9 protein-coding genes are annotated in these 9,776 nt (G+C 70.4%); 2 read left to right on the top strand and 7 right to left on the bottom strand.

What is annotated here, in order from left to right:
- The 6 genes from trpA to aroF all read right to left on the bottom strand — a co-directional run.
- Positions 1 to 694 (bottom strand): tryptophan synthase subunit alpha (gene trpA / locus VD972_RS00785; RefSeq protein ID WP_324979231.1); only part of this gene is annotated, 694 nt, incomplete at its 3' end.
- On the bottom strand, positions 691 to 1,899 hold the full coding sequence (gene trpB / locus VD972_RS00780) for a tryptophan synthase subunit beta (protein WP_324979228.1): 1,209 nt from the start codon (positions 1,897 to 1,899) through the stop codon (positions 691 to 693). The genes trpB and trpA, both read right to left, overlap by 4 nt.
- The gene (locus VD972_RS00775; protein WP_324979224.1) at positions 1,896 to 2,543 is read right to left on the bottom strand and encodes a phosphoribosylanthranilate isomerase; all 648 of its coding nucleotides are present in this window, start codon (positions 2,541 to 2,543) and stop codon (positions 1,896 to 1,898) included. Before VD972_RS00775 ends, trpB begins: the two co-directional genes overlap by 4 nt.
- Positions 2,540 to 3,319, bottom strand: coding sequence for an indole-3-glycerol phosphate synthase TrpC (locus VD972_RS00770; protein WP_324979221.1), 780 nt, complete (start codon positions 3,317 to 3,319; stop codon positions 2,540 to 2,542). Before VD972_RS00770 ends, VD972_RS00775 begins: the two co-directional genes overlap by 4 nt.
- 122 nt (positions 3,320 to 3,441) lie before the next feature.
- A complete protein-coding gene (gene trpD, locus VD972_RS00765; RefSeq protein WP_324979218.1) occupies positions 3,442 to 4,458 on the bottom strand; it encodes an anthranilate phosphoribosyltransferase in 1,017 nt (338 codons plus the stop codon).
- A gap of 6 nt (positions 4,459 to 4,464) precedes the next feature.
- Positions 4,465 to 5,490 carry a 3-deoxy-7-phosphoheptulonate synthase gene (gene aroF / locus VD972_RS00760; protein ID WP_324979215.1) on the bottom strand — a complete coding sequence of 342 codons (1,026 nt, stop codon included), beginning with the start codon at positions 5,488 to 5,490 and terminating at the stop codon, positions 4,465 to 4,467.
- A 270-nt stretch (positions 5,491 to 5,760) separates the two neighbouring features.
- Between aroF and VD972_RS00755 the strand changes: the two genes are divergently transcribed.
- Together VD972_RS00755 and VD972_RS00750 are read left to right on the top strand one after the other, a co-directional pair.
- Positions 5,761 to 7,680: a serine/threonine protein kinase gene (locus VD972_RS00755; protein WP_324979212.1), complete on the top strand. Its 1,920-nt coding sequence runs from the start codon at positions 5,761 to 5,763 to the stop codon at positions 7,678 to 7,680.
- Entirely contained in the window at positions 7,677 to 9,566 is a 1,890-nt protein-coding gene (locus tag VD972_RS00750) for a serine/threonine-protein kinase (protein WP_324979210.1), read from the top strand. The genes VD972_RS00755 and VD972_RS00750 overlap by 4 nt, the downstream gene beginning before the upstream one ends.
- A 15-nt stretch (positions 9,567 to 9,581) precedes the next feature.
- On the opposite strand, the gene VD972_RS00745 is transcribed toward VD972_RS00750, so the two are convergent.
- Positions 9,582 to 9,776: hypothetical protein (locus VD972_RS00745; RefSeq protein ID WP_324979207.1), on the bottom strand; the 195-nt coding region annotated here is incomplete at its 5' end.

The following is a 9,776-nucleotide window of genomic DNA, read 5'->3' as shown; positions in this document are numbered from 1 at the left end:
CGCCGTCCGCGTGGGCGCCAATCACCCGGGCCTGCTCCGCGGTGGAGATGCCGAAGCCCGCCACCACCGGCACCGGCGAGCTGCGCCGCACCAGCTCCAGGCGGGTGGAGAGGTCTTTCGGCAGCTCCGCGCGCATCCCCGTCACGCCCGCCACCGAGACGCAGTACACGAATCCTCGAGCATCCCGGGCAATCGCCGCCGCTCTCGCCGGCGGCGTGGTGGGCGCGCACAGCGGGATGAGGGCCAGCCCCGCCGCGTCGAAGGTGCGCCGAAGGCCCTCGCTCTCCTCGGGCGGCAGGTCCGGGAGGATGGTGCCGGAGATGCCGCGCTCGCGCGCCAGCTTCGCGTAGCGCTCCTCGCCCAGCGCCATCACGATGTTGACATACGTCATCACCACGAGCGGTGTGTCCGGGCAGCGCTTGCGTACTGCCGGAACCACCTCGTCCAGCACGCGCTGGAGCGTGGAGCCCGCCTTGAGCGCTCGCTCCGAGGCCGCCTGGATGACCGGGCCGTCCGCGATGGGGTCGCTGAACGCCACCCCGAGCTCCAGGATGTCGGCGCCGCCCTCCACCAGCGCGGCGAACACGTCCACCGAGCGCGGCAGGTCCGGATCGCCCGCCATGGCGTATGCCACCAGCGCACCCTCGCCTCGCGCCTTTGCCCGCTCGAAGGCCGCTGCAATCTCGCCGCTCATGCCTTCCTCTCGTGGCCCGTGGCCGGAATTCCCTTCGCTGCGATGGTCGCCACATCCTTGTCGCCGCGGCCCGAGCAGTTGATGACCAGGTGCTTGCCCTTGCCCAGCTCGCGCGCCAGGTCCGCCGCCCGCGCGAACGCGTGAGAGGTCTCCAGTGCCGGGAGGATGCCCTCCGCGCGCGCCACCTCGTAGAAGGCCCGCAGCGCCTCGTCGTCGGTGGCCGTGCGCACCTCCAGCCGGCCCTCCTTGGCCAGGAACGCCAGCTCCGGGCCCACGCCCGGGTAGTCCAGGCCGGCGGAGATGGAGTGCGCCTCCTGGATCTGCCCGTTCGCATCCTGCAGCACCAGCGAGCGCGTCCCGTGGAGGACTCCCTCCGTGCCCAGGGTCAGCGAGGCGCCGTGCTGCCCGCTGTTCAGTCCGTGGCCTCCCGCCTCCACGCCCACCAGCCGCACCTCCTTGTCCCCGATGAAGGGATGGAAGATGCCGATGGCGTTGGAGCCGCCGCCGATGCAGGCCGTGATGGCGTCCGGGAGCCGCCCGAAGGCCGCCTGGGTCTGCACACGCACCTCGCGGCCGATGATGGCCTGGAAGTCCCGGACGATGGTGGGGTAGGGGTGCGGCCCCGCCGCGCTGCCGATGACGTAGTGGGTGTCCTCCACCTGCGCCACCCACGTGCGGATGGCCTCGTTCATCGCGTCCTTCAGCGTCTTCGAGCCCGACTCCACCGGCCTCACCGTGGCGCCCAGCGCTCGCATGCGGAACACGTTGAGCGACTGGCGCTCCACGTCCAGCGAGCCCATGTACACCTCGCACGGGAACCCGAAGAGCGCGCACGCGGTGGCCGTGGCCACGCCGTGCTGCCCCGCCCCCGTCTCCGCGATGATGCGCTTCTTCCCCATGCGCCGCGCCAGCAGCACCTGGCCGATGGTGTTGTTGATCTTGTGCGCGCCCGTGTGCGCCAGATCCTCGCGCTTGAGCCACACGTGCGCGCCGCCCCAAGACTCCGTCAGCCGGTGCGCGGGCGTCAGCGGCGTCTCGCGCCCCACGAACTCTTTCAGCACCCGGGCCACTTCTTCACCGAACGACGGGTCCGCGCGCGCCGCCGCGTACGCCGCCTCCAACTCCAGCAGCGCCGGGACCAGCGTCTCCGGCACATAGCGGCCGCCGTAGCGCCCGAAGCGCCCGGTGGAGGTCTCCATGCTCATGTCTGTTGCTCCCAGAGGTTCAACGCCTTGGCGGCGCGGATGAATGCCCGGACCGCCTCGAGATCCTTGATGCCAGGGCTCGCCTCCACCCCGCTCGCCACGTCCACGCCGTACGGCCGGGTGGCGCGCACGGCCTCCGCCACGTTCCCTGGAGTCAGTCCGCCTGCCACCAACACGGGCACCCCCACGTCCACCAGCCGCGCCACCAGCGACCAGTCGAAGGTGACACCTCCGCCGCCGTACCCAGGGGCCGCGCCGTCCAGCAGCAACGTCGCCACGTCCCCTGCACCCACGTACGTCCGCGCCCGTGCCACGTCCTCCGGCCCCCGCACGCGCAGCGCCTTGATGACAGGGACGCCGAACCCGGAGCAAGCCTCGGGCGGCTCGTCTCCATGCAGCTGCACCGCCGTGAGCCCGCACTCGCGCACCCGGGCGCGGATGACGTCTGGAGATTCGTTGACGAAGACACCCACCACCGCGCCCAGCGCCGGCCGGGTACGAGCCAGCGCCGTCGCAGTGGCCGGCTCGACGTATCGAGGGGAGCGCGGATAGAAGTTCAGTCCCAGCGCGTCCGCACCGGCCGCCCACGCAGCCTGGGCGTCCTCCAGCCGCGTCACGCCGCAGATCTTCACCCGGACGCTCACGCAGCTCCGTCCTTGGCTGCCAGCAGCCGCGCCAGCGCCTGGCCGGGATCTGCCTCTCGCAGCAGGGACTCGCCCACCAGCACCGCGTCCGCCCCCGCAGCCCGAGCTGCCGCGAAGTCCGCCGCCGTCTTCAGTCCGCTCTCGGCCACCAGCACCCGTGCACGCGCGCGCAGATGAGGCATGACCCGCAGCGCCGTCCTCGTGTCCGTGCGCAGCGTGGCCAGATCCCGGTTGTTGATGCCCACCAGCTCCGCCCCCGCCGTCAGCGCCCGCTCCGCGTGCTCCTCCGTGTGCGCCTCCACCAGCGCCGCGACACCACAGGCCTTCGCGGTCGCCACCATCTCCTGCAGCATCCCGTCCCTCAGCGCATCCGCGATGAGCAGCACCGCGTCCGCCCCCAGCGCCGCGCTCTCTTCAATCTCGCGAGGAGCCACGAGGAAGTCCTTGCGCAGCACGGGCAGCGACACCGCCGCACGCACCTGCTCCAGGTCCGCCAGGCTGCCCCCGAAGTCCACATCGTCCGTGAGCACGCTGATGGCGCTCGCGCCCCCCGCCTCGTAGCCCCGCGCCACCTGGACCAGATCCTGATGAGGGAAGGGGCCCCCGGAGGGGCTCCTGCGCTTCACCTCGGCGATGACGTTCACCGCCACGCCCGGCCGGCGCTGGAGCAGGGCCGCCGCGAAGTCCCGGGCTGGCGGGCGCACCCGCGGCTCCAGGGGGGGACGTGAGGCAAACTCCTGGCGCTTGCGCGCGAAGATGTCCGCGAGGAGGTTCATTCAGAAGTCTCCCATGTCTTGGCTCCGCGGCGGAGCCCCTCGTGACAGCGACGGCTGGGGGACGCCACCCTCACCCTAGCCGCCTCCCGAGGAAGAAGCGGGACTTTCCGCAGGGCCCCGGTTCACGGTGAGGTTCCCTCGAGCAGCGCCGCCAGCTTCCGCGCCGCCGCGCCCGAGTCGATGGACTCCTCCGCCCGCTTCACGCCCTCGCGCAGGTCCGCCGCCTGTCCCACCACCATCAGCGCCGCCGCCGCGTTGAGCAGCACCGCCGTGCGGATCCCCGAGCGCTCGCCCGCCAGCAGGACCCTCAGCAGCCGGGCGTTCTCGGCCGCCTCGCCCCCGGCGATGGCCTCCCGAGGCACCCGCTCCAGCCCCGCGTCCTCCGGGGTGACGACGAAGGTGCGCACCGTGCCGTCCTCGCACAGCTCCGCGACATTTGTTGGGCCGCACGGAGTCACCTCGTCCAGCCCATCCTGTCCGTGCACCACCCACGCGCGTCGGCTGCCCAGCCGCCCCAGCACCCGCGCCGTCTGCTCCAGCCGCTCTCCGGCGAAGGTGCCCAGGAGCTGGTAGCGCGCCCCAGCCGGGTTCGTCAGCGGCCCCAGCAGGTTGAAGAAGCTGTGGAACCCCATCTCCCGCCGCGCCTGCGCCACGTGCCTCAGGGCGCTGTGGTGCGACGGCGCGAAGAGGAAGCCCACGCCGTGCTCGTCGATGTCCCGGGACACGGCCTCGTGAGAGCGCTCCATCGCCAGCCCCAGCGCCGCCAGCACGTCCGCGCTCCCGCAGCGGCTGGAGACGGCGCGGTTGCCATGCTTGGCCACCGTCGCCCCCGCCCCTGCGGCCACGAAGGCCACCGCCGTGGAGATGTTGAAGGTGTGCGCCCCATCTCCCCCGGTGCCGCACGTGTCCAGCACGACTTCGGCCCGCGGAGACAGCTTCGCCGCCCGCGCTCGCATGGCCTCCGCCGCCCCGAGGAGCTCGTCCTCCGTCTCCCCCTTCATCCGCAGCGCGGCCGCGAGCGCGCCCACCTGCGCCGCCGTCGCCTCGCCCGCGAGCATCAGCCCCATGATGGTGGCCATCTCCTCGCGGGTGAGATCGCGCCGGTTCAGCACCTTGCCGAGCGCTTCCTTGATCGTCATGGGCCGCTACCCCAGCTTCGCCACATCACGGCCCAGCGCCCCGGCGATGGCGCGCACCTCGTCCATCGCCTTCTCGAACTCGGTGAAGTCCATCGACTGGTGCCCGTCCGACAGCGCCCGCGGCGGATCCGGGTGCACCTCGACGATGATGCCGTCCGCGCCCACGGCGATCGCCGCACGCATCATCGCCGGCACCGCCTTGCGCACGCCAATGCCGTGCGACGGATCCACGAACACCGGCAGGTGGCTGAGCGACTTGAGCATCGGCACCGCGTTCAGGTCCAACGTGTTGCGCGTCATCGTCTCGAAGGTGCGGATGCCGCGCTCGCAGAGGATGACGCGGTTGTTGCCCTTGGCGACGATGTACTCGGCCGCCATCAGCATCTCCTTGATGGTGGCGCTCATGCCACGCTTGAGGAGCACCGGCTTGCGCACCTCGCCCACCGCCTCCAGCAGCGAGAAGTTCTGCATGTTGCGCGCGCCCACCTGGAGGATGTCCGCCGTCTCGGCGACCTGGGCCAGCGTCGCCGTGTCCTTCACCTCGGTGACGACGAGCAGCCCCGTCTCCTTGCGCGCCTCGGCCAGCAGCGTCAGCCCGTCTGTCTTTAGCCCCTGGAACTCATATGGGCTCGTGCGAGGCTTGAACGCTCCCCCGCGCAGCATGGTGGCGCCCGCCTTCTTCACCGCCTGCGCCGTGCTGACGATCTGCTCGCGCGTCTCCACCGAGCACGGGCCGGCGATGACATGGATCGTCTTTCCACCCAGCATGAGGTTGCCCACCGGCATCAGGGTGTCGTCAGGCTTCACCTCGCGGCTGACGAGCTTGAAGGGCTGGGAGATGGCGACCGCGTCCGCCACACCGGGCAGCACGCGGAAGGGCTCGGCCTCCACCGCCCCCTTGTTGCCCGTGATGCCGATCGCCGTTCGAGTACCGCCAGGGATCGCGTTCGGTTGCCAGCCCCGGCGACGGATCTCCTCGTTGACCCGCTCGATGTCCTGGGGCGTCGCATCCGGCTTCATCACGATCAGCATGGGGCACCTGTCTCCAAGGAAGCCCACCGGCGAGGACCGGCGGGTGATGACAAAACACCCGTGAAACATTCGCGATACATGACTGCCCGATCGCTTGCTTACGGGTAAGCCAGAGTGTCTCTTGTGACCCAGACATAAATCAAGCGAGGCTGAACGGTTACCCTCTCGGTGTATAGAGGCCGGAAGATCAAGAAAGCCCCGGTGTTCGATGGGTGGGCGTGCTGAGATAGGAGGAAAGGTCGGAGGTTGAAGTAGCATCCGAGCCCATTCATGAGCGAGCGCGAAGACGACAAGACCCATCTGTCCGGGAAGGTGGAGGTGGCAAGCAAGCTGGCTCCTCCGATGCAGATTGGCCCGGGCTCGGTGCTCAAGGACACCTACCGGATCGACGCGGAGCTGGGCAGCGGCGGCATGGGGACGGTCTACCGCGCCACGCACCTCGGGCTCGACAAGCTCATGGCGGTGAAGGTGCTCTCGCGCCGGGCCGTCTCCACCCCGGACAGTCTGGCGCGCTTCGAGCGTGAGGCGAAGGTCGCCGGCAAGGTGAGCCACCCGGCGATGACGGCGGTCATCGATTTTGGCGTGGAGCAGGGCACGCCCTACATCGTCATGGAGTACGTGAGCGGGGTGGAGCTGGCGGAGCTCATCGAGCGAGACGGGCCCATGCCGCCACGACGCGCCGTGGCGGTGATGCGCCAGATCGTCTCGCTGCTGCGCGCGGCGCATGCGCTGGGCATCGTCCACCGCGATCTCAAGCCCGCCAACGTCAAGGTCCTCCAGGAGACGCCTGAGGACAGTCAGCTCTTCGTGAAGGTGCTCGACTTCGGCGTCGCGAAGGTCGTCGGTGACATCTCCGGGCAGCTCACCAGCGAGGGCATGCTCGTGGGCACGCCGGCGTACATGGCGCCGGAGCAGATCACCGGCCAGCCCATTGACGGGCGAACGGACCTCTATTCCGCGGGCCTCCTGTTCCACGAGATGCTCAGCGGCAAGCGAGCCTTCAAGGGTGAGACGATCGCGCGCATCCTCCACGCGCAGATGAACGATCCGCCGCCGCCGTTGACCGTGCCGGTGCCGGACATCGTCCGCCAGACGCTCGAGAAGTTCTGCGAGAAGCGCCCCGAAGATCGCTTCCAGGACGCGGGTGAGGCAGACCGGGCGCTCATGGCCTGCGAGGACGTGCTGCGGCCGCCCTCGGTGAACGTCGCGGTGGGCGCGGCGCTGCCCGCCAGCGAGGAGCTGGAGAACGGCGCTCGGACGCTGACCTACCGCCCGAAGAAGGCCGAGCCCACGGCCGGCACCTCGGGGGAGCCTGCGCCTGTTGCTGCCGAGAGCAAGCCTTCCTCGGCCGTGGCCGTCTCGCCCTCGTTGGTGACGGAGGGGAAGGTGGCTCAGGAGGAGCCTGCGCTCGTTCCTGCTCCCGTGCCGACTCCTGCCCCCGCGCCGGCTGCTGCTCCCGCGCCAGTCCGTCCGTCCGTCCCGTCTTCGGCACTTCCTCCGCATCAGACCTTCGAGCCCCGGAGCTCCTCGGGCTCCAGCAAGGCCGTGGCGCTGCTGGGCGTGGCCTTCGTGCTCGTGGCCGCGGGGATCGCCGGAGGCGTGTGGGCGTGGAAGAGCGCTCGGGTTGCCACTCCATCCCAGCCCGCGGAGCCCCCTGAGAACGAGTCCTCCACCCCGCAGACCGGGTCCTCCGCGTTCGAGGGAGTGGGGGTTGCCCCAGAGCCGGGTGAAGAGCAGGGGTCCGCTCCCTCAGAGCCTGTCGCAGGGGCGGACACCCCCGACACGCCTACGGAGGAGACACCGGGGGACGAGGCGCCTGCAGAGGCAGAGCCCGAGCAGGAGGGGAGCGGTGAGCCCCAGCCGGCCGAGGAGGACGCGACTCCACCGCCTTCAGAGGAGCCAGAGGAGACCTGCTATGTCTCCGTCGTGACGCTCGAGTCGAACAAGCGATCGGATGGCAAGTACGGGCCGTGGTTGCCGAAGTCGGTCAACTCACGGGAGACCATCGACTGTAGCTCCGTGACAGCGAAGAAGCTGAATCGCAAGCACCAGGAGCTGTTCACGAAGTGGCCTGGGTCCCCGGGAGAGAAGGTCCTCCAGTCCCAGACCCTCTCCTTCGAGCCGAAGAAGAAGGGGGCTCCGGATACCCAGCGGGTCGTGGTGAAGGTCCACACGCGGGTGTCCGAATGAACGAAGACGACAAGACGTATCCGCCTTCCAGGGGGCCGCCGTCGAGCAAACCGTCGTCCGCGCTTCAGATCGGGCCTGGGGCCGTGCTCAAGGACACCTACCGGATCGACGCGGAGCTGGGCAGCGGCGGCATGGGGACGGTCTACCTGGCCACCCACCTCGGGCTCGAGAAGCGCATGGCGGTGAAGGTGCTCTCGCCTCGAGCCATCTCCTCGCCCGAGAGCCTCGCGCGCTTCGGGCGGGAGGCCCGGGTGGCGGGCAAGGTGAACCACCCGGCGATGACCCACGTCATCGACTTCGGGGTGGAGCAGGGCACGCCCTACATCGTCATGGAGTATGTGGATGGCGTGGAGCTGGCGGAGGTCATCGAGCGCCAGGGGCCCATGCCGCTGCGGCAGGCCGTGGCGGTGATGCGCCAGATCGTCTCGCTGCTGCACGCCGCACACTCGCTGGGCATCGTCCACCGCGACCTCAAGCCCGCCAACATCAAGGTCGTCCAGGCGGGACCGGATGACGGGCAGCTCTTCGTGAAGGTGCTCGATTTCGGCATCGCCAAGGTCCTCGGAGACATCGCCGGGCAGCTCACCAGCGAAGGGATGATGGTGGGCACGCCGGCGTACATGGCTCCGGAGCAGATCTCCGGGAAGCCCATCGACGGACGGACGGACCTCTACGCTGCGGGCCTCATCTTCTATGAGCTGCTCAGTGGCGCGCGGGCCTTCAAGGGCGACACCATTGCGCGCATCCTCCACGCGCAGCTGAGCGAGCCACCTCCGCCCGTCTCCCTTCCGCTGCCGGAGGTGCTGAGCCAGACGCTCCGGAAGTTCTACGAGAAGCGCCCCGAGGATCGCTTCCAGGACGCGGCCGAGGCGGACCGGGCGCTCATCGCCTGCGAGGAGGCGGTGCGCTCGTTGCCCGCGAACGGCGTCGCGGTTGCCGGGCCACGGGGAGGCGCGGGTGCACAAGCTCCGGTCGCGACGCCTGAGTCCTTCTCGGCCACGATGAGGCGCCCTGGCTCCGGGGACGCGCCCGCGGGGGCCGCGGAGCTCGGAGGCCTCTCGGCCACGATGATGAAGCCCGCTTCCGGAGCCGGCGAGAGCGCGCCCCCACCGGGCCCTCCCTCCCCGGCAAGGCCTGTCACGGATCGGCAGGCGGCTCCGGCACAGTTTGCGAGCGACGGACGGCCTGCACCGGCGCGGCCCGTGACCGATCGGCAGCCTGCTCCGGCACCGCTCGTGGCCGAGCAGCAGCCTGTCCCCGTACTGCCTGTCCCGGCCCCGGGTCCCGTGCCAGCTCCCGCCCCGGTGCCGAGGCGGGAACCCGCTCCAGCGCGGGGCCAGCCCCAGCAGACCCCTGGCTGGGTGAAGGGCTGTCTCATCGCCGCGGCCGTGGTCTTCGTTGGCTGCCTGGGCATGACCGGGCTCGCCATGTTGGCCGGGAGCCTCGAGGACGAAGCGGAAGAGGACGAGCACTTCCAATCCAACTTCATGCCGCCTACGGGTGGGCCTTCGCAGCCGAGCGACCTCATGCCCGTGGGCACTCCGCCGCCGGGCATGGACGCAGTCCCGGAGGAATTTCCACCGGATGAGCCCGAAGACGAAGAGCTGGAACCCGGCTGTTACGTGGTCGAGGCCATGGTCGACGCGTCAGAGAATGAGGACGGGCCGGTGTTCGTGAAGGTCGGCCCACGGTCCGAAGTGGCCTGCCCCTCCGGGAGCCAGAGAGCGCCCGGCCCCGAGGCGCGGAAGCTGGGAGAGATCTGGCCCCACAAGGAGGACATCCTCCAGGTGGAGCAGGTGTCCCCCCCGCGGAAGGCTCCCGGGTGGCCAGGCATGTACAGGGTGGACGTGAGGGTCTACACGCGGGTGGCTGAGAGCCCTCCCTGAGCGGGACACGAGCCGTCAGACCTGGACCGAGGAGCCACCCGGTACGCTCGCCGCGTCCGCCGCCTGTGTGCCTGGGGCCGTTCCATTGGCGGGGGGCTCCACCGCCTGGGCCGCCACCTGCGTGAGCAGCGCCGTCAGCCGCTTCGCGAAGCGGTTGGGATCCTCCAGGGGGCTGCCCTCCGTGAGCAGCGCCTGGTCGTGCAGCAGCTC

The organism is Hyalangium sp., from assembly GCF_035629615.1.
Lineage (GTDB): Bacteria > Myxococcota > Myxococcia > Myxococcales > Myxococcaceae > Hyalangium.
Note: the sequence above shows the minus strand (reverse complement) of the source record. Positions and strands in the feature narration are given on the sequence as shown.